Here is a 20,797-nt window from a genome sequence, read left to right on the forward strand (position 1 = left end):
CTGTCAGAAAATTCGCAATTTCGTTCATTCTCCATGTCACACCTTGTCGGACTCTTCCTCAAGCCTGTCCATCTCAAACAAGCGCGCCAGTTCCGTACGGGCTTCCTGAGCGGTTTGCATGACTTTGGCTGCATCGTCGTACACTGCGTGTTGCGCGGCGAGCACTTGCTGGTCGTGGGTCTTGAAGCGGTTGATGCGCGCGTCGGCCTGAGCCTGGCTCAAGCCAAGGCCGACCAGGGTGCGGCGGCTCATTTCCAGGCTGGAGTAGAAGGTTTCGCGCACCGGTGAAGCGTCCAGGTCCACCAAGCGGTGTACGTGCTGGCGGTTACGGGCACGGGCGATGATCTTCATGTGCGGGTAGAGGCTGCGCACCAGAGCGGCGGTCTTGATGTTGATCTCCGGATCGTCCATGGCAATGACGAAGAATTCCGCCTGATCGACCTTGGCCGCGTGGAGAATTTCCGGGCGCTGGGGGTCACCGTAGAACACCGGCATACCGCCAAAACTGCGGGTCAGCTCGATGGTTTCCACGGAGGTGTCGAGGGCGATAAACGAAATGTTCTGCGCCCGCAGGATCCGCGCCACAATCTGGCCCATCCGCCCCATGCCGGCAATGACCACGCGGGGCGCGTCGCTTTCGATGGCGCGGTATTCCTCCGGCACTTCCACCGACTTGACCTTGGGTTTGAACAGCTTCGGACACACCAGCAGCAACAGCGGGGTCAAGGCCATGGACAGGGTGATGGTCAGCACCAGCACATCGTAAAGGTGTGGTTCGAACAGGCCTTGGTCGCGGCCGATCTTGAACACCACGAAGGCGAATTCACCCCCGGCTGCCAGTACCACGCCGAGGCGCAAGGCGCTTTCGCGATTGAGATCGCCGACCATGCGGCCAACGGCGTACAGCAGGGGCAGTTTCAACCCGATCAACAGCAGGGTCAGGCCGATCACCACCAGCGGCGTACTGAGCAGCAGGCTGAGGTTGGCGCCCATGCCCACGCTGATAAAGAACAGCCCCAGCAGCAGGCCCTTGAAGGGTTCGATCTGGGATTCCAGTTCGTGGCGGTATTCCGAATCTGCCAGCAGCAGGCCGGCGAGGAACGCCCCCAGGGCCATGGACACGCCCACCAGCTCCATCAGCCAGGCGGTGCCGATCACCACCAGCAGCGCGGTGGCGGTGGATACTTCGCGCAGGCCGGTTTTGGCGACGATGCGAAACACCGGACGCAATAGGTAGCGCCCGCCGATGATCACCACGGCGATGCTGCCCAGTACCTGCAAGCCATGGCGCAGGCCCTCGGCTTCGGTGGTTGGGTGACTGCCACCGGCCAGCAAGGGTACGAGGGCGATCAGCGGGATGGCCGCGATGTCCTGAAACAGCAGGATGGCGAAAGCCAGACGCCCGTGGGGCTGGTTAAGCTCCTTGCGCTCGGCCAGGCTTTGCAGGCCAAACGCGGTGGAGGACAGCGCCAGGCCCAGGCCCAGCACGATGGCACTGTTCCATGGCTGGCCAAACAGCCACAGCGCCACCGCGCCCATGACCAACCCGGTGAGCAGCACCTGGGCCAGGCCGACACCGAACACGGCCTTGCGCATCACCCACAGGCGTTTGGGCGATAGCTCCAGGCCGATGATGAACAACAGTAGCACCACACCCAATTCAGAGAACTGCGCCACGCTTTGCGGGTTGCCGATCAGGCCGAGTACCGACGGGCCGATGATCACACCGGCAAACAGATAGCCCAGCACCGCACCTAGTTGCAGGCGCTTGGCCAGGGGCACGGTGAGCACGGCAGCGAGCAGGAACACTACGGCCGCTTGTAACAGGTTGCCTTCATGGGGCATTGCGAACTCCATTGTTTACTTGGATCAACGGCTAACTATTGCTGTGGCGAGGGAGATAGGGCGCTATTAGAACGCTTTTTCACATTTTGAAACTTGTATTTTTGTCGCGACAGTCAATGGATGTTGGTTGTTACCCCATTCGATCACGGGTTTTACGAAAGTATTAATACCATTTAATTCAATGACTTTTCGGTGGCTCTACTAACGTTTCGACAAACTGGATTGTTAGTCAACACGGTCAGGTATTTCGAATTCGATGCGTGTGGAAGGTTAAACCCGGGCTTTTTACGCATTCATGGACGAAACGCTTGCACCACAAGGAGTAGAACGTGGATAGAAGACTTGCGACTGCCGCTGTACCTCGTATTTCTGCGCTTTCTCTTGCTATCCGCCTGGGCGTGGCCGGTTTGGTCATGGGCTTGGCGAGCCCGGATGTGTTCGCTGCCTGTACCCCGGCAAGTCCTGCAGCCGGCGCGACGGTGACCTGTACGGGCGTGCCGTCATTGCCATTGTTCCTCAACACCTTCAGCAGCGCGGTCAACGACCTGACGGTCAACGTCAGCGCCGGAGCGCAACTCAATGCGACGCTGGGCGGCAAAGCGTTGACCCTGACGGGTAACAACGCGACGTTGAATAACTCCGGCACCATTGACCCGGCACTCCTGGGATTGGTTTCAGTGCTGAGCGGTGGCGTAGTGATCGGCAACACGGCAGCCAGCGCGTTGAACATCACCAACACCGCCACCGGCATCATGCGCGGTACCGGTGCGCTGCTGGGGCTCAACCTGGCCTCGCTCGATGGCATGGCCCTGAACGCCACCAACGGTGCAGGCGGCATCACCACCATCGTCAACAACGGCACCATCGGCTCTTCGTCCTTGCTCGGCCTGACCCTGTTCACTTCCGACACCCCAGTGGTGGCGGTGCAAGGCGGCGGGCAAGTCAACATGACCAACAACGGCACCCTGACCGGGCGCGTGGCGTTCGAAAGCTCCACCGCTGGTAACACTTTCCTCAACACCGGGACTATATCCGGCGGTGTGTCGATGGGGGCCGGTAGCACCAACACCTTCACCGCTGTCACCGGTTCAAGCGTAACGAACGGCGGCGGCATCGGCGCGAGCCTGGGCGGACTGCTCGGTGTGAACCTGACATTCGCGCCCACCGGCCAAGTGGATGGTGGCGCGCTGGGCAGCAACACCTTGATCTTGCAGAACACCACGGGTGTCGGCGGCGGTATCACGGGGACTGGCACAGCGTCGAGCGCCAACTATGTCAACTTCAACAACCTGACCATCAACAGCGGCACCTGGACCCTGCAAGGGCCTTTGGTCAGCGGCAGCACGACCCTCAATGGCGGCATTTCGCAGTTCAATAACAACACCACCTTCGGCACTGGTGTGTTGACCGCCAACGGCGGGACCATCGAGGCCACCGGCAATGGCTTGACCCTGTCCAATTTGCTGACCCTGGGCACTGGCGGCTTGACGGTGCAGGGTGCCTCGACCGGGCTGACCCTCAGCGGCGTGCTCTCGGGCACGGGCGGCTTGACCAAGGCCGGTACCGGGCAACTGATCCTCAGCGGCGCCAATACTTACACAGGTGCGACGAACCTGGCCGGCGGTTCGGTGCAACTGGGCAATAACCTGGCCTTGAGCAGCAGCGCAGTGACGGTCAGTGCAGCCACCACCTTGCAGGCCCCCGGTACTGTGAGCCTGGGTAATGCGCTGACCCTGAACGGCAACCTGACCACCGACGTCGCCGGCGCGCTGACCTTGGGCGGTGCGATTTCCGGCGCCAGTGGGATCACCCACAGCGGTGCGGGCAGCCTGACTCTCAATGGCGTCAACAGCGGCTACAGCGGCACCACCAGCCTGGGCGCCGGCACACTGGTGCTGGGCAATAACACCGCATTGGGCAGCGGTGGCTTGAGTGTGACGGGTGCCGCGAACCTTGATGCTGGCGGTGCGTCGTTACTCACCAACAACGTGGCGCTGGGCGCCAACCTGACGCTGACCGGCACCAACCCGCTGACGTTGGGCGGGGTGATGTCCGGCGCCGGCAGCTTGATCAAAACCGGTGCGGGCCTGTTGACCTTGACCGGCAACAATACGCGCACCGGGATTACTGCGCTGAATGCCGGTGCGCTGGTGGTAGGTTCCGCTACCGCGTTGGGTTCCGGAGCATTAAATGCGGCGGCGGGCACGACCCTGGACGCCAGCACGGCCGTCACCTTGACCAATGCGGTCAACCTGGCGGGCAACCTGGGCATCGGCGGCACCGCCGATCTGACCCTGAGCGGTGGCATCAATGGTGCCGGTAGCCTGACCAAAGCCGGCGCGGCCAACCTGATTCTCAGTGGCGCCAATGGCTTCCTGGGTGGCACCACCTTGAATGCAGGCACACTGACCGTCGGCAGCAACTCGGCGCTAGGCCTTGGCGACCTGACTGTCGGCGGCGCGGCGACTCTGGACAGCAGCGCGGCGGTTGCGCTGAGCAATGGCATTGTCCTCAATGCCGGGCTGACCGTTGGCGGCACCAATGCGCTGACCCTGGGCAATACGATCAGCGGCGCGGGCCCGCTGATCAAGGACGGCCTGGCCAATCTGACCCTCAACGGCACCAACACCTTCAGCGGTGGCGCCACCCTCAATGCCGGTACCTTGACCCTGGGCACAGCGGGCGCGCTGGGCAGCGGCGCCTTGACGATCGGCGGCGCAGCCACCCTGGATAACAGCGCGGCCTTCGGGATCGGCAACAACATTGCACTGAATGCCGACTTGAGCCTCGCGGGCAATAACGACCTGGCCCTGAACGGCGTGATCAGCGGCGCGGGTGCGCTGATCAAAAATGGCCTGGCCGATCTGGCCCTGTCGGGCAGCAACACCTTCACTGGCGCCGTGGATATCCTGTCTGGCAGCGTCACGCTGTTGAGCGCCGATGCCCTGGCGGGCAGTTCCGGCGCCAACGTGGCAGCCGGTGCGGCGCTGAACCTGAATGTCGATTCCAGCCTGGCCGGCCTCAGCGGCACGGGCGACGTGGCGGTGGGCGGTGGTTTCAATCTCACCGTAGGCGGCCTGAGCACCAGCAGTACCTTTGACGGTAGCCTCAGTGGCGCGGGTGGCTTGATCAAGGTTGGCACCGGCACGCTGGACCTCACCGGGATCAACGGCATCAGTGGTAACACGGCGATCAACGCAGGCACCTTGAACCTCACCGGTTCCCTGGGCAGTGCGGTGGTTGACGTGAATAGCGGCGGCACGCTGACCGGCAGCGGTTCGCTGTTGGGTGCGGTGAATATCAACAACGGCGGGCACTTGGCCCTGGCTAGCGGAGCGACCTTATCCGCCGGCAGCTTGAACATGAGCGCCGGCGGCAATCTGGATGTGGCCCTCGGTGCACCTTCGCTGACTTCGTTGCTGAATGTCGGTGGCAATGTGAACCTGGCCGGTAATCTGAACGTCAGCGATGCCGGTGGTTTCGGTGCCGGTGTGTATCGGTTGATCAACTACACCGGCAGCCTGGCCGGCGCATTGAACGTCAACAGCGTGCCGTTGGGCTATGGCCTGGGTGACCTGTTGGTACAAACCTCGGTGGGCAACCAGGTCAATCTGGTGGTGTCGGCACCGAACATCCGTTTCTGGGACGGCAGCAACACCGTGCCCAACGGCAGTGTTGACGGTGGCAGCGGCACCTGGACGGCGGGCGGCACCAACTGGACCTCGTCCGACGGCATTCTCAACCAGACCTGGGGCGGCGGTTTTGCGGTGTTCCAGGGCGCGGCGGGTACCGTCAGCGTGGAGGGTGCGCAGACCCTTACTGGCATGCAATTCGTCACCGATGGCTACAATCTGGTCAATGGCACCGGGGGGCAATTGAGCACCGGCAGTGGCAACTTCGCGGTGCGTGTCGACCCGCTGGCAACCGCGACCATTGGCGTCGATATCACCGGGGCAGGTGCCCTGAATAAACTCGATACCGGCACACTGGTACTCGGTGGCGCCAACAGCTACACCGGTGGCACCTTGCTCAATGGCGGTACGTTGGTGGTCGGCAGTAACACCGCGCTGGGCACTGGCGCCCTGACCGCTGCGGCGGGCACCACGCTGGACAGCAATACCGCGGCAGCGCTTGGCAATGACGTCACCCTCAACGGCGACCTGAACCTGGCGGGCAGCAACGCGTTGGCGCTCAACGGCGTGATTGGCGGCACGGGCGGCTTGATCAAAAATGGCGCGGCCACTGTGACCCTGGGTGGCAGCAATACCTTCCTTGGCCCGGTGGCCTTGAATGCGGGTGGTCTGGTGCTGGCGGCCAATAGCGCGTTGGGCGCTGGCGTGCTCAATGCGGCAGGCGGTACAACCCTGGATGCAAGCACTGCGCTGAGCGTCAACAATGCAATCAACCTGGCGGGCAATCTGGGCATCGGCGGCACCGCCGACCTGGCCCTGACGGGGGCGATCAATGGCGCCGGCAGCCTGACTAAAGACGGCGCTGCCAACCTTACCCTGACGGGTGCCAATGCCTTTCTCGGCGGTACCACACTGAACGCCGGGACGCTGACCCTGGGCAATGCGGCGGCGCTGGGGCTGGGCAATCTGATCGTTGGTGGCGCCGCAACCCTGGATAACAATGCAGCCTTGACCATCGGTAACAATGCCGTCCTGAACGCGGCGCTGACCGTAGCCGGCAGCAATGACCTTACCCTGGGTGGCCTGCTCAGTGGCACTGGCGAGCTGGTCAAGAACGGCGCCGCCGACCTGACGCTCAACGGCGTCAACACTTATCAAGGCGGTACCACCCTCAATGCGGGCACCTTGACCCTCGGTACGGCAGCGGCGCTGGGTACCGGCGCTTTGACGGTCGGCGGTGCGGCCACCTTGGCCAACAGCACACCGCTGGTGCTGGCCAACGCGGTCAACCTCAATGCAGGCCTGACAGTGGGCGGTCTCAATAACAACCTGACCCTTGCGGGTGTACTGGCAGGCAGTGGTGACCTGATCAAAACCGGCACGGCTGATTTGAGCCTGACTGGCAACAACACCTTCAACGGCTTGTTCGATGTGCAATCGGGCAGCCTTACCACCGTGGGCAATGGGGCATTGGGTGTCGGTGCCGGCGTCAATCTGGCGGGCGGTACCTCCCTGAACCTGGGCGGTACCGCCAGCCTGGGCGCGCTCACCGGCACAGGGCTGGCGACAGTCGGGGCGGGCAGCACATTGAGCGTTGGCGGTAATAACCTCGACAGCACGTTCGACGGCGTATTGGCCGGGCTCGGCAACTTTGCCAAGGACGGCACGGGCGCCCTGACCCTCGGTGGCCTCAGCGCGCTCACCGGCGATACGCTGGTCAATGGTGGCAGCCTGCTCGTCAACGGCTCATTGGCCAGCGCCAATGTGAGCGTGGGCAGCGGCGCAACCCTGGGCGGTACCGGTACCTTGCTGGGCAATGTGGTTATCGCCGATGGCGGCCACCTGGCGGTCAACTCGGGCGCTACCCTGACCACCGGCTCGTTGTTGCTCAATGCCAACTCCAACCTGGATGCCGGCCTTGGCGCGCCATCCACCGGCGGTACGGCACTGGTACAAGTCAACGGCAATCTGACCCTGGACGGTACGCTCAACGTGAGTGACATCGGCGGCTTCGGCACCGGTATCTATCGCCTGATCGACTACACCGGCGGCCTGACCAACAACGGCCTGCAACTAGGCAGCCTGCCGGTGAATATCCCAGCCGCTGATCTGGACCTGCAAACCGCCATCGGCAACCAGGTCAACCTGTTGGTCAACGGCAGTACCAACGTGCAGTTCTGGGACGGCAGTCAAGTCACCGGCAACGGTGCCATCGAAGGCGGCAGCGGCACCTGGAGCGCAGGCACCGGCAACTGGACCGGCGTCAACGGCGCATTCAATACAACCTGGGCGCCGAACAGCTTTGCGGTATTCCAGGGCACAGCGGGCACCGTCACCGTTGACGGCGCGCAAGCTATCACTGGGTTGCAGTTCGTCACGGATGGCTACAACCTGGCGGGTGGCACGGCGGGGGCCTTGACCCTGTTCAATGGCACCGGCGGCAACACCGCCGTGCGGGTCGACCCTGGCGTCACCGCGACCCTGGGCGTCACGCTCAATGGCGGCGGTACCCTGGCCAAGCTGGACACCGGCACCCTGGTACTCAACGGGGCCAACAGCTACACCGGCGGCACCGAGCTCAATGGCGGCACGCTGCTGGTCGGCAATGACAGTGCCCTGGGCAGTGGCGTGTTGACCACCGCCAATGGCACCACTTTGGACAGCAACGCTGCGGTCAACCTGGCCAACAATGTGAACGTCAACGGTACGTTGACTGTTGGCGGCAGCAACGCCTTGACCCTGGCCGGCACCGTGGCAGGCACCGGCAGCCTGATCAAAAATGGCATCGCCAACCTGACCCTGAGTGGTAACAACACCTACGCCGGGCCAACCGCACTCAACGCCGGCGCCTTGATCCTGGGCTCCAATAGCGCACTGGGCAGTGGCGCGTTGAACGCGGCAGCCGGTACCAGCCTCGACAGCAGCACCGCGGTGGCTTTGGCCAATACCCTGAACCTGGCCGGTAACCTGGACATTCTGGGAACTGCCGACCTGAGCTTGAACGGTGTGGTCAGTGGTGCCGGCGGCCTGACCAAAACCGGTGCGGGCAACCTGACCCTTAATGGCGCCAATGCCTATCTCGGTGGCACCCAACTGAACGCGGGGTCGTTGACCCTGGGCAACGCATCGGCCCTGGGCAGCGGTGCCCTGGCAGTCAATGGCGTCGCGACCCTGGATACCAGCGTTGCACTGGCCCTGGTCAATAACACCAGCCTGAATGCTGCGCTGACAGTCGGCGGCAGCAATGATCTGAGCCTTGATGGCGTAGTCGATGGCAGCGGTTCCCTGACCAAGGCCGGCGGCGCCAACCTGACGCTCAACGGCGCCAACAGCTACAGCGGTGGCACAACCCTCAATGCCGGTACGTTGACCTTGGGCAACGCTACGACTCTGGGTTCGGGCGCCTTGACCGTCGGCGGGGCGGCGACCCTGGCCAACAGCACGCCGCTGGTGCTGGCCAACGCGGTCAATCTTAATGGCGACCTGACCGTCGCAGGCAGCAATAACCTGACCCTGGCCGGGGTACTGGCCGGCAATGCGGCGCTGATCAAAAATGGCGCGGCGGACCTGTTGCTCACTGGCAATAACAGCTTCAGCGGCCCGCTGACTGTGGCCGGCGGCAGCGTGACTACGTTGGGTAACGGCGCACTGGGCAGCACTTCCGGCGTTACTGTCGGCAGCGGCGCCAGCCTCAACCTGGGCGGCAATGCCAGCCTCAACACGCTGGCCGGCAACGGCACGGTGCAGGTGGCGGGCGGTAGCACGCTGGCGGTGGGCGGCAGCAACCTGGACAACACCTTTGGCGGTTCGCTGGGCGGTACCGGCGGCCTGGATAAAAACGGCAGCGGTGCGCTCAACCTGAGCGGCACCAATGGCATCAGCGGCGCAGCCAACGTCAACGGTGGCACCTTGAATGTCACAGGCTCGCTGGCCAGTGCCACGGTGGCGGTCAACAACGGCGCGACCCTGACCGGCAGCGGTGCTCTTGGTGGTGCCGTGACTGTCGCCGACGGCGGCCATATCGGCCTGAACACCGGCAGCACGCTGTCGGTGGGCTCGCTGGTGCTGGGCGGCAACTCCAATCTGGATGTCGGTCTAGGCACCCCAGTTGTGGGCGGCGGCACCGGGCTGCTGAATGTCGGCGGCGACCTGACCCTGGACGGCAACCTCAACGTTACCGATATCGGCGGCTTTGGCAGCGGCGTCTATAATCTCATCAACTACGGCGGGGCGCTTACCGACAACGGCCTGACCCTCGGCATACTGCCGGGCAGCGTGGTGCCGGGCGATCTGCAAGTGCAGACCGCCATCAGCAACAAGGTCAACCTGCTGGTGACTGCGCCTAACACTACCGTGCAGTTCTGGGATGGCAACAGCCTGATCGGTAACGGCGCGATTGACGGCGGCAACGGCACCTGGAGCACCGGCAATACCAACTGGACCAATGTCGACGGCACGCTCAACCAAGGCTGGACCAATAGTTTCGCAGTGTTCCAGGGCGCAGCCGGCAATGTGACGGTGGACGGCACGCAAAACATCACCGGCATGCAGTTTGTCACCGATGGCTATAACCTGGCCTCCGGCACGGCGGGTGTGCTTAACCTGGTCAATGGCGGCACCGGCAACACCGCGGTGCGCGTCGATCCGAACGTGACCGCCACCCTGGGCGTCACGCTCAATGGTGCCGGTACCCTGGCCAAGCTCGACAGCGGCACCCTGGTGCTCAACGGCGCCAATGGCTACACCGGCGGCACTACGCTCAATGGCGGCACCCTGGTGGTCGGCAACAACAGTGCCCTGGGCACCGGCGTACTGACTGCCGCGGCGGGCACCACCCTGGACAGCAACGCGGCAGTGAGCCTGGCCAATGCAGCTGCACTCAACGGCGCCCTGGCGATTGGCGGCAGCAACGCGCTGACCCTCAATGGTGGCATCAGCGGCAGCGGCAGCCTGGTGAAAAACGGCGCTGCAACCTTGACCCTCAACGGCACCAACAGCTACAGCGGCGGCACTGGCCTTAACGCCGGTCAACTGGTGCTGGGCAACAACGCCGCACTGGGCAGCGGTGCCCTGACTGTCGGCGGCGCTGCGCAACTGGATGGTGGTACTGACCTGCAACTGGCCAATGCCGTCAATCTGGGCGGCCCGCTGACCCTGGCCGGCAGCCATGACCTGGCCCTCAACGGCGTCGTCAGCGGCACCGGCAGCCTGGTGAAAAACGGCAGTGGCGCCTTGCTGCTGGCGGGTGCCAACACCTACGGCGGCGGCACCACGCTCAACGGTGGCACCACCACCGGTAACACCAACAGCCTGCAAGGCGCCATCGCCAACAATGCGGCATTGACCTTTGAGCAAGCCACCGACGGCACCTACACCGGCAACCTCACCGGCACCGGCGTACTGAACAAAACCGGCACCGGCGCGTTGCTGCTGACCGGTAACAACACCTTTACCGGCACTACCAACGTCAACACCGGCAGCCTGTTGGTCAACGGCACCTTGAACAGCGCTGCGGTGCAAGTTGCCGGCGGCGCGACCCTGGGTGGCAGCGGCACCTTGGGCGGTGCGGTGAGCATGGCGGACGGTTCGGTGCTCAAGGCGGGCTCGACGTCCCCACTGTCGGTGGGCTCGCTGGCCTTGTCGTCGGGCACCACGCTGGACTTCGCCCTCGGCGCACCGGGTGCTTCGAGCACTGCGGTGAATGTCGCTGGCAACCTGACCCTGGACGGAACGCTCAACGTCAGTGATGCCGGCGGCTTCGGTCTGGGCGTGTATCAACTGTTCCGCTATGGCGGCAGCTTGGTCGATAACGGCCTTACCTTTGGCACCTTGCCCGTCGCCTTGGGCAACGTGAGCCTGCAAACCGCGCTGGCCAACCAGCTCAACCTGGTGGTGCAAAATGCCCCAGGGCAGATCCAGTTCTGGAACGGCGGCACCACCAACCCCGACGGCACCATCACCGGTGGCAGCGGCACCTGGGGCCCGGGCACCAACTGGACCGACCCCACCGGTACCCAAGGGCAGGCGTCCACCAACCAGTTCGCGGTATTTGGCGGGCAGGGCGGCACCGTGACGGTTGTCGGTAACCAAGGCTTTACCGGCCTGCAATTCCTTGACGCCGGTTACACCCTGACGGCCGGCGCTGGGGGCAGCTTGAGCCCGACCAATGCGGCGGATGGCAGCCTGGCTGCGGTGCGGGTCAACTCCGGCGTGACCGCCCAGATCGATGCACCGCTGGTAGGAACCGGTGGGATCAACAAGTTGGATTCCGGCACGTTGCTGCTGACCGGCGCCAATACCTACACCGGCGGCACTACGGTCAGTGGCGGTACGCTGGTGGGCAATACCACCAGCCTGCAAGGCAGCATCCTCGACAACGCCAGTCTGGTATTTGCCCAAAGCAGTAATGGCCAATTCAACGGCACCTTGAGCGGCACCGGTGCGGTGGTCAAGCAAGGCACCGGTGCGCTGTTGCTGACCGGCAACCAGCCGTTCAGCGGGACCGTAGCGGTGCAAGAGGGCGTGCTGCAGGTGGGTAATGCGGCCAACCCAGGCGCGGTGCTCGGCGGCCAGGTCACCGTGGCCAACGGTGCGGGCCTGACCGGCAACGGCAGTGTCGGTTCGCTGGTCAACAACGGCTCAGTGACGCCTGACGGCGGCAAGTTGACCGTGGCCGGCAACTTCACCAACGCCAGCACGGGCGCGCTGAACCTGGTGATTACCCCATCCACCACCGGCTCCCTGGCCGTGGGCGGCACTGCCAACCTGGGCGGCACCTTGAATGTGATCAACCTGGCACCGTATGCCGGCGCGACCACCTACACCCTGCTGACTGCGGGCGCGGTCAACGGCACCTTTGCCACCACCAACCTGGAGAACCTGGCGTTCCTGACTACCGCGTTGAACTACAGCCCAACCCAGGTGGCACTGGCGGTCAGCCGCAACAACGTCAGCTATGCCAGTGTGGCGGCTACCGCTAACCAGCGCGGCGTGGCGGCGGCCTTGGGCAGCGGCGCAGCCGTCGGTGGCGTGGCGGTGCAGAACGCGTTGCTCAATTCTGACGTGGCAGGAGCGCGTGCAGCCTTCGACAGCTTGTCTGGCGAGATTCATGCCAGCACCGCCAGCGCGATGCTCGAAGATTCGCGTTACGTACGTGACGCGGTCAACGAGCGTATGCGCCAACCCGGTTGCTACCGCGAGGACGACCCACGCAATGCCCTGGCGCCAAGCGAAAACCGTCTGACCAGTGCCGGTTGCCACGGCGAGATGGTCGGTTGGATGCGCGTACTCGGCACCTGGGGCCATATGGGCGGTGACAGCAACACCGCCAAGCTGGACCGCAATCTCAGCGGCTTCCTGCTCGGCACCGACAAGCAAGTGGACGACGCCTGGCGCGTCGGTGTGGCCGCCGGCTACACCCGCAGTGATCTGGATGCCAAGCGCCGTAATTCCAGTGCCGATGTGGACAGCTACCACTTGATGGCCTACACCGCCTACCAGCAGGAAGCCTTCGCCGCACGCATGGGCGTGGCGTACAGCTGGCATGACATCGAAAGCAAACGCAACGTGGCGGTCGGCGGTGAGGGCCAACGCCTGAAAGCCGACTACAAGGCACGCAGTGCCCAGGTGTTCGGTGAAGTCGGCTACACCATCCAAACCGCCAGCGTGGCCCTGGAACCGTTCGCTGGCCTGGCCTACGTCAACTACGACAGCGATACGATCAAGGAGAAAGGCGGTTCGGCAGCCCTGCGTGGCGATGCCGACCAGAATATTACCTACTCGACCTTGGGCGTACGCATCGGCCAGACCCTTACCTTGGGCAACGGCTCGAAAATCACCCCACGGGGCAGCATCGGCTGGCGCCATGCCTTCGGCGATACCAAGCCTGACGCCGACCTGAGCTTCATCAATGGCGGTGGCTCGTTCAGCACCCAGGGCGTGCCGATTGCCAAGGACAGCGCGGTGGTGGAGGCGGGCCTGGACTACCAGATCAGCCAGAACGGCAAGCTGGGCCTGGGCTATTCGGGTCAACTCTCGCGCAACGACAAGGACCACGCGGTGACGGTGAGTTTCTCCCTCGGTTTTTGATCAAGGCCGAGTTTTTTCAACCGCCCGAAAGGGCGGTTTTTTTTTGAAGTAATACTGGTTCCTGAATGCACAGAGTTTATTGCTCACCCGCCAGGCTGAAGAATGTACACACAATTTCTTCCGGAGCGCGGCTGGTGTGGCGTGCTCGACTCGGGTTATTCCCGTTGTCCTGAACGTGGCTAACGCCCGTCAGGATTCACCTTCCTTGCGGGCACTGTTTGTTACTATCGCCATCCCTTGCCAACAGGAGTCACCGGCCCATGCAACACCAGTGGGATGAAATGCACCGCACCCGCAAGCCCACATTCGTTCTATGTGGCGAGCCCCAGGGGGATGTGCTCAATCTCTATGTTCACGGTTATTCGGCCTTCTTCAACCGCCAGCAACTGGGCAATTTCAAGGCACAACTGGCGGGTATCGAAGGCTCGACCAACCTGATGCTGTTCTGGCCGGCGGGGCACTTTCTGGAAAACCTGTTCGCGCCGTTCAAGGATGTGATCGCTTCGATGCTTGGCGGTGGTGGCCTGGGCGCAGCGACGGTGGGCGTCGGTAGGGCGATTGCCTATTTTCTTGACCATTACAAAAGTGTCGAGGCGCGGGTCGATGAAGTGGCCAGGACCTTGTTGCCTGAACTGGCCGGCTACCTGCACGACGAGGCGCTGCCGGTGCGGCGCATCAACCTGATCGGTCATTCCCTGGGCGCACGTATTCTGGTCAAGAGTCTGTTGGCCAGCCCCGATATCGCCCGCGAGCTGCCGTTGAATAACCTGTTGTTGATGGGTGGGGCGATCTGTACGTCAAGCCCCTGGGATGACGTGTCGGCGCCGCTCAAGGGCCGGCTGATCAACTGCTATTCCAGCAAGGACTGGGCGCTGGCCTTGAAGCCGGATAGCGAGCGCTGCATCGGCCGTTATGCGATTGACGTTACGCCTGCACTCAAGACCAAGGTCACCAATGTGCATCTGGCCAGCTTCGATCATGCCGCTTATTGGCCGCAATTGAAAACGGTGGTGCAGTACACCGACTTGCTGCAGGAGCGCCGTGGTCTGATCCGCGCCGACCTGCGCAGCAGCGAAGTGCGCTTTGCCGAAGAAGATGCCGAACTGTTCCCGGCGCTGGTGCAGGCGCGTCCTGAAGAGCTGAAGTTCCTCGCCGAGCTGATGGCGCAAAAGCGCAGTGCCTCGATCGACGCCAGTGTGCGTGAACCGCTGAAACTGGCCATCGAGTTGCAGCGCATGGGCGGTGACAGCTTCATGAACCTGGCCCGTGGTCACGGGGTGAGCTATCGCCAGATTGCCGAGGAGGTGGCGCAACGCCTGGGCATCAAGTTCGACGAGCCACTTGAAAGCGTGGTGCTGGCGGATATCGAAGCGCAGGTCGCTGAAAAACTGATTGAGCAGTACAAGCACAAACTCAGCCGCGCCGACCGTCAGGCGTTCGACGCCGAACTCAAGGCCGCCGCGCAAAAAGAGCAGGGGGTGTTCACCCGCTTCGACGTGGGCCGTTCAGCCGCCACGGCCTTGAGCGGTACTGCGCTGGCCGGGCTGACCGGGTTTATCCTGCGTCGGGGTGCAGCCACGGCGATTCCGGTGGTGGGCCAGGCGCTGGCTGCGGCGATGTTGCTGGTCAGCGGCGTGCGAGCGTTTTCCGGCCCGGCGTATTCGATCACCACCTTGGCGGTATTGGTGGTCGGTGTGATTCGTCAGCGCATGGAGCGCGAGGCGCTGAACCAGGAGCTGGACCTGGTTGTGCAAGTGGTAGAGGCCTTTGATTTGCCGCGAGATACGGTGATGCGCACAGTCGCGTCCGACTGATAAGCTGCTGCCCAAGCCTAGTGTATTGTCTGGAATTGCGCGTGAAATTCAACCTGCCGAAAATCGCTACCGCTCCGTTCTGCCCGCCGGAAGTGGCCGGCTCTGTTGCCGTTGACCCCAAGGCGTCCTTTTTCAAACGCATGTTGATGTTCGCCGGCCCCGGCTTGTTGATCTCCATTGGCTACATGGACCCGGGCAATTGGGCGACCGCCATTGAAGCCGGTTCACGCTACGGCTACAGCCTGCTATTTGTGGTGCTGCTGGCCAGCCTTGCGGGGATGGCGGTGCAGTGCCTGTGCTCACGGCTGGGCATCGCCACCGGCAAGGACCTGGCGCAACTGTGCCGCGAGCGCTACAGCAAGCGCTCCTCACGTACCCAATGGCTGCTGGCGGAAATCTCCATCATCGCCACCGATCTTGCCGAAGTGCTCGGTTGCGCCCTGGCGTTTCACCTGCTGCTTGGCGTGTCGCTGACCACTGGCATTGTCATCACCGCCTTCGACACGCTGTTGATCCTGGCCCTGCAAAACCGCGGTTTCCGGCGCCTTGAAGCGATCATGCTGGCGCTGGTGGCGACCATCGGCGTGTGCTTCTTTATCGAACTGGTGCTGATCAAACCCTACTGGCCGGACGTGCTCAGCGGTTTCACGCCTTCACTGTCGGCGATCAGCGACGCGGCGCCGTTGTACCTGGCGATCGGCATCCTTGGCGCCACGGTCATGCCCCATAACCTCTACCTGCACACCTCCATCGTGCAGACGCGCCTGATCGGCAAGGACCTGGCGAGCAAGCAGGACGCGGTCAAGCTGGCGCGTATCGACACCATCGGTTCCCTGGCTCTGGCACTGTTGGTCAACGCAGCGATCCTGGTGCTGGCCGCTGCGGCGTTCTACAAGACGGGCCATACCGATGTGGTGGAAATCCAGGACGCCTATCATCTGCTCGACCCACTGGTAGGTGGCGCCTTCGCCAGCATCCTGTTCGGTATCGCGTTGCTGGCGTCTGGGCAGAGTTCGACCTTTACCGGCACCATTGCCGGGCAAGTGATCATGGAGGGCTACCTGAACCTGCGCATACCCTGCTGGCAACGCCGCCTGATCACTCGCGGACTGGCGTTGATCCCGGCGTTCCTTGGGGTATGGCTGATGGGCGACGATGCCATCGGCAAGCTGCTGATTCTCAGCCAGGTGGTACTCAGCCTGCAGTTGCCGTTCGCGCTGTATCCACTGATTCGCATGACCGGTGACAAGCAGTTGATGGGGCCGTTCGTCAATCGATTGCCCACGCGGCTGTTGGCGTGGTTCCTGTTCGCGGTGATCAGTGGGGCGAATGCGTGGTTGATTGGGCAGTGGTTGTTGGATTGATGATATAGGGCCGCTGGAATCCAGGCCTACACCAACATTGCCAATGAGTCTGCGGCATTTTCAATCAGCTTGTGAGCTTTGCTGGATAGTCTGGGGTCATCGTTGAGCGCCCACAGCAGAATATGGGTATCCAGCAACAGTCTCACGAGTGGTTGCCCTCGAATGCATCCAGTAAATCGCTAGGTAGTGGCGCGTCGAAATCTTCAGGGATGACCAGCTTTCCCTTCATTGCGCCAATCCGCTGTCCGTTGGATTTACCCACGGGCACCAGCTGTGCCATTGCGCGCCCATGCTTGGCAATGGTGATGATTTTACCGGCGGCGGCATCGTCGACCAATTTGGACAGGTTGTTTTTTGCCTCACCCAGAGGAACGGTAATCATGTTGTCTTCCCCGTGTTTTGGCCAAATATAGCCAAAACTACGTGAGCTATCAAAGACGGCTCGACCACCGGCCAAAGCTGCTCGTTCCGCGCGTGATGGTTTGTAATACACGACATCCATGGCATATCTCCAAGAAAGCACAAACCAAAGTCTGCCCCAGCGATCGGTATCCAGAAATACTGGCCCGTAAAATCAGAACGGGCCTACTTTTCTTCCGAGGAATTTTCCCTCGGTGGCACCATCAGCAAGGGCGGCTTCACTTACCGATCCCAATACGGCACCGTCCCAAAACACTCCACGAAATAGTCGATCACCGTACGCACTTTCAACGACAATCTCCGGCTGCCCGGCCACAGTGCGGCAATCTGCTGGGGCTCCAGGGTGGTCGCCACTTCATATTCAGTCAGCACAGCCTGCAAACTGCCGGCGCGCAGGCTTTCGCCAATCAGCCAGGACGGAAACACCACCAGGCCCAGGCCCTGTTCGGCGGCGTGGGTCAGGGTGTCGGCGTGGTTGCCGGTGATCGGGCCCTTGACGCTGTAGGAGGTCCAGTCACTTTGGCCGCGCCGGAAGAACCAGCGTTGCTGGCCCGTGATGCCTTTGTAGGCCAGGCAGTGGTGGTCGACCAGTTCGTCGGGGTGGCGCGGCGTGCCGTGTTGCGCCAGGTAGGTGGGGCTGGCGGCGATGCGAAAGCGCTGGGGCGCGAAGATGCGTGCCTGCATACCCGAATCATTGAGCACGCCAATGCGAAACAGCAGGTCAGTGCCGTCTTGCAGTGGGTCGACGAAGGTATCGGTTTGCTGGATATCCAGTTGCAGCTTCGGGTAACGCCGGCACAGTTGCCCCAACCACGGTGAAAGGTGGCGCTGGCCGAATACCATCGGCGCATTGATACGCACCAGCCCGCTGGGCTCACTGTCTTGTTCCTGCAGGGCTTGGTTCGCCGTTTCCAGCTGCTCCAATACCAGCCGCGCGTGACGCCCCAGCAGGCGCCCGGCTTCGGTGGGGCTTACGGCGCGGGTGTGGCGGTACAGCAATTGCTGGCCGAGGGCCTGTTCCATCAGTTGAATCTGCCGCGAAATGGAGGAGGGCGCCAGGCTTTCTCGGCGGGCCACTTCGGAAAAACTGCCATGGTCGAGCACGGCGACGAACAGGCGCAGCGCCTTGAAACTCAGCTCATTCAAACCCCGCATCATCTCTCCTGGCTGTGCGTATTGCGCAAAGGTGTTGTTTGCATGCTCCCATTTATCGCACAGGACGGCCACCGGATAATGCGCGCCATGTTTTCTTTGTTGATGCGCAGGTGATCCATGCAGGCACGTTCTATTGAAGGTGTGGCGCAGGCCAGACCTAACAAAAATTTTCTGCGGTTGCTGTTGTTGCCGTTGGTGATCCTGGCGGGCATGGGCCTGTCGGTGGAGGCTGGCCTGCTCGGGCCATTGGGCGCGCAGGTCGGGCATTTGTGGGCGACCTTGAGCATCTTCGGCGTCGGCACCGCGATTCTCCTTCTACTGCTGCTGTTCAGCGGCCCGCAGCAGGGCCCGGCATTTACCCAACTGCCGCGCTGGCAGTTGATTGGTGGGTTCCTGGGGCCGATGTATGTGGTGGTGCTGACCCTAGCCACGCCCCACATCGGTATCGCCATGACCATGATTGCGATCCTGTCCGGCCAGGTGGGCAAGAGTGTATTGATCGACCACTTCGGTTGGTTCGGCACGGCGCGCAAGCGCGTCAATGGCGAACGCTGGATTGCGCTGGCGTTGATTGTGGCGGCATTGGTCCTGATTGCACGAGGGTAAGACGATGAATCTGATTCTGTTATTGGTGGTGGTGATTGCGGCAGGGGCGGTGTTGAGTGTGCAGGCCGCGATCAATGGGCGCCTGGGCCAGACGGTTGGGGTATTGCGCAGCAGCCTGCTGACTTTTGCCGTTGGTGCACTCACCACGGCGTTGTTGATATTTTTCTTCGAGCCGGCTCAGGCCGTCAGCCTGCTGGACGTGCCGAAATGGCAATTGACCGGCGCCTTGTTCGGTGTGGTGTACATGCTTGTGATGGTCGGCGCGGTGCCTGTGGTTGGCACGGCGGTCGCCACGGTGGCGGTGATTGTCGGGCAATTGGGCATGGGCATGCTGATCGACAACTTTGGCTGGCTGGGCAACCCGGCGATCGAATTGTCGGGCAGCCGCATCGTGGCGATGCTGTGCCTGGCGCTGGCACTGGTGTTCATGTACCGCAGCAATACCCGGGCGGCCGACTGACGGCGCTGAACCTTGGCGCTCTGCGTGGAGTCACTGCTTAAGGTGTGGCGTTCGCTGCACCGGGACGACCATGAAGAAGGAGTCTGACCATGCCAGATAAAACCTGTGCTTGCCCACATTGCAAATGCGTACTGGGTGCCGATGCGATCATGAAGGACGGTAAGGGCTATTGCTGCCAGGGCTGTGCCGAGCATCATGCCCACGGTGAGCCCTGCGCCGCCGCGACCGGCTGCGAATGCGCCAAGTCGGCCCGCACCTGACGTGATCTACCTGCAGGCTCGGACAACCCGGGCCTGCCGGGTGAGTAAAAACAGTTCGCTTGTCGGCGGTGAGTCTTTACCATGCTCACCTGTCTTCGATTAATGTGTACCCGCCATGGCCCTGGCCGCGCCGCCCGACCTCAGTAATCACGCCGTCCCTGTGCAGCCGTTGGCGCGCACCTATCCACGTGGGTTGTACGTGGAGCCCCATAGCCACGAATGGGGCCAACTGCTCTATGCCATGAGCGGTGTGATGTGGGTCGAGACGCCCCGTGAAGCCCTGATAGTTGCGCCGCAGCGCGCCGTGTGGTTGCCGCCGGGAGTCGAACACGGCATCCGTGTTGTCTCCGACTTGCAGATGCGCAATATCTACCTGCGTCCGGCATTGGCGGCGACGCTTGACAGCCAGGTGCAGGTCATCGAAGTAGGCCGGTTGTTGCGCGAATTGATCGTGACGTTGGTTGAACAAGGCGATCACGGCGATGCCGGCTACTACGAGGCGGTCGTCGGCCTGGCCCTGCTTGAGCTGCAACGCGCACGTCGCTCCCCAATTCGCATCGCCATGCCGGTGGCGACTGATCGTCGGCTAAGCAGTGTATGCCAGGCGGTCATGGCTGCGCCCTCTCTGGAAATCCCCTTCGAGCAGCACGCCGAGGCTGCGGGCGCCAGCGTGCGCACCCTGGCGCGACTGTTCCAGAACCACTTGGGCATGGGCTTTGCCGAGTGGCGGCGCCAGGTGCAGTTGGCGACGGCAGCCGCGGAGCTGGTCCAGGGCCAGTCGGTGAGCGGCATTGCCCGCGGCCTGGGGTATTCGCCCAGCAGTTTCAGCGACATGTTCCGCCGTGAACTGGGTGTATCGCCTTCGCAGTACGCGGGTTGGCCGAAATCCTGAAGCACTTGGCCGATGTCGAAGCCAGTCGCACCTTAAGCTGAGCCCATCAATCAACCGGGCGTAGTCACCATGAACTATCTGATTTCCTTGGCCATCGGCCTGTTTGTCGGCGTGATCTACGGCGCGCTGGGCTTCCGTTCGCCCGCACCGCCGGCCATTGCTCTGGTGGGGCTGATGGGCATGCTGCTCGGCGAACAGTTGTGGCCCATGGGGCGGCAGTTGGTCAGCGGTTGGTTGTCCTGAGCCTTTTCTTCTTCGACG

At 62.7% G+C, this 20,797-nt stretch carries 11 protein-coding genes and 1 pseudogene; 8 read left to right on the forward strand and 4 right to left on the reverse strand.

Annotated elements, in window-relative coordinates:
- Positions 1-36 precede the first annotated feature (36 nt).
- Positions 37-1,845, reverse strand: a complete 1,809-nt coding sequence (locus tag E4O97_RS03605) for a monovalent cation:proton antiporter-2 (CPA2) family protein (protein ID WP_078821080.1) — start codon at positions 1,843-1,845, stop codon at positions 37-39.
- 329 nt (positions 1,846-2,174) lie between these two features.
- Between E4O97_RS03605 and E4O97_RS03610 the strand changes: the two genes are divergently transcribed.
- The 3 genes from E4O97_RS03610 (at position 2,175) to E4O97_RS03620 (ending at position 16,743) form a co-directional block, all read left to right on the forward strand.
- The gene (locus tag E4O97_RS03610) at positions 2,175-13,565 is read left to right on the forward strand and encodes an autotransporter-associated beta strand repeat-containing protein (protein ID WP_248160849.1); all 11,391 of its coding nucleotides are present in this window, start codon (positions 2,175-2,177) and stop codon (positions 13,563-13,565) included.
- 260 nt (positions 13,566-13,825) lie between these two features.
- Complete coding sequence (locus E4O97_RS03615) at positions 13,826-15,379, forward strand: DUF726 domain-containing protein (protein ID WP_248160850.1); 1,554 nt, start codon at positions 13,826-13,828, stop codon at positions 15,377-15,379.
- A 41-nt stretch (positions 15,380-15,420) separates the two neighbouring features.
- Complete coding sequence (locus E4O97_RS03620; protein ID WP_078821083.1) at positions 15,421-16,743, forward strand: Nramp family divalent metal transporter; 1,323 nt, start codon at positions 15,421-15,423, stop codon at positions 16,741-16,743.
- Between the two features lie 47 nt (positions 16,744-16,790).
- Here E4O97_RS03620 and E4O97_RS03625 read toward each other — a convergent pair.
- From E4O97_RS03625 to E4O97_RS03635, 3 genes and pseudogenes are all read right to left on the reverse strand, one after another.
- A pseudogene (locus E4O97_RS03625) lies at positions 16,791-16,889 on the reverse strand (PIN domain nuclease); the annotation flags it as partial.
- A complete protein-coding gene (locus E4O97_RS03630) occupies positions 16,886-17,245 on the reverse strand; it encodes a type II toxin-antitoxin system prevent-host-death family antitoxin (RefSeq protein ID WP_248090394.1) in 360 nt (119 codons plus the stop codon). The gene E4O97_RS03630 and the pseudogene E4O97_RS03625, both read right to left, overlap by 4 nt.
- A 140-nt stretch (positions 17,246-17,385) precedes the next feature.
- On the reverse strand, positions 17,386-18,318 hold the full coding sequence (locus tag E4O97_RS03635; RefSeq protein ID WP_248160851.1) for a LysR family transcriptional regulator: 933 nt from the start codon (positions 18,316-18,318) through the stop codon (positions 17,386-17,388).
- Between the two features lie 117 nt (positions 18,319-18,435).
- On the opposite strand from E4O97_RS03635, the gene E4O97_RS03640 reads away from it, so the two are divergent.
- From E4O97_RS03640 to E4O97_RS03660, 5 genes are all read left to right on the forward strand, one after another.
- The gene (locus E4O97_RS03640) at positions 18,436-18,924 is read left to right on the forward strand and encodes a DMT family transporter (RefSeq protein ID WP_216091210.1); all 489 of its coding nucleotides are present in this window, start codon (positions 18,436-18,438) and stop codon (positions 18,922-18,924) included.
- A 4-nt stretch (positions 18,925-18,928) separates the two neighbouring features.
- Complete coding sequence (locus E4O97_RS03645) at positions 18,929-19,384, forward strand: DMT family transporter (protein ID WP_032876352.1); 456 nt, start codon at positions 18,929-18,931, stop codon at positions 19,382-19,384.
- 89 nt (positions 19,385-19,473) lie between these two features.
- The gene (locus E4O97_RS03650; protein ID WP_032803483.1) at positions 19,474-19,644 is read left to right on the forward strand and encodes a metallothionein; all 171 of its coding nucleotides are present in this window, start codon (positions 19,474-19,476) and stop codon (positions 19,642-19,644) included.
- A 115-nt stretch (positions 19,645-19,759) separates the two neighbouring features.
- On the forward strand, positions 19,760-20,536 hold the full coding sequence (locus E4O97_RS03655; RefSeq protein WP_248160852.1) for a helix-turn-helix transcriptional regulator: 777 nt from the start codon (positions 19,760-19,762) through the stop codon (positions 20,534-20,536).
- 69 nt (positions 20,537-20,605) lie between these two features.
- Positions 20,606-20,779 carry a DUF1427 family protein gene (locus E4O97_RS03660; RefSeq protein ID WP_005787598.1) on the forward strand — a complete coding sequence of 58 codons (174 nt, stop codon included), beginning with the start codon at positions 20,606-20,608 and terminating at the stop codon, positions 20,777-20,779.
- The last annotated feature ends 18 nt before the right edge of the window (positions 20,780-20,797 follow it).

The sequence above is a fragment of the Pseudomonas sp. W15Feb34 genome, assembly GCF_023127765.1.
Lineage (GTDB): Bacteria > Pseudomonadota > Gammaproteobacteria > Pseudomonadales > Pseudomonadaceae > Aquipseudomonas > Aquipseudomonas synxantha_A.

Excerpts from the sequence above, each read along its gene's own strand:
- E4O97_RS03615 (WP_248160850.1), top strand. The coding sequence starts at position 13,826 with ATGCAACACCAGTGGGATGAAATGCACCGCACCCGCAAGCCCACATTC.
- E4O97_RS03635 (WP_248160851.1), bottom strand. The coding sequence starts at position 18,318 with ATGCGGGGTTTGAATGAGCTGAGTTTCAAGGCGCTGCGCCTGTTCGTC.
- E4O97_RS03650 (WP_032803483.1), top strand. The coding sequence starts at position 19,474 with ATGCCAGATAAAACCTGTGCTTGCCCACATTGCAAATGCGTACTGGGT.
- E4O97_RS03640 (WP_216091210.1), top strand. The coding sequence starts at position 18,436 with ATGCAGGCACGTTCTATTGAAGGTGTGGCGCAGGCCAGACCTAACAAA.
- E4O97_RS03630 (WP_248090394.1), bottom strand. The coding sequence starts at position 17,245 with ATGGATGTCGTGTATTACAAACCATCACGCGCGGAACGAGCAGCTTTG.
- E4O97_RS03660 (WP_005787598.1), top strand. The coding sequence starts at position 20,606 with ATGAACTATCTGATTTCCTTGGCCATCGGCCTGTTTGTCGGCGTGATC.
- E4O97_RS03645 (WP_032876352.1), top strand. The coding sequence starts at position 18,929 with ATGAATCTGATTCTGTTATTGGTGGTGGTGATTGCGGCAGGGGCGGTG.
- E4O97_RS03655 (WP_248160852.1), top strand. The coding sequence starts at position 19,760 with ATGGCCCTGGCCGCGCCGCCCGACCTCAGTAATCACGCCGTCCCTGTG.
- E4O97_RS03605 (WP_078821080.1), bottom strand. The coding sequence starts at position 1,845 with ATGCCCCATGAAGGCAACCTGTTACAAGCGGCCGTAGTGTTCCTGCTC.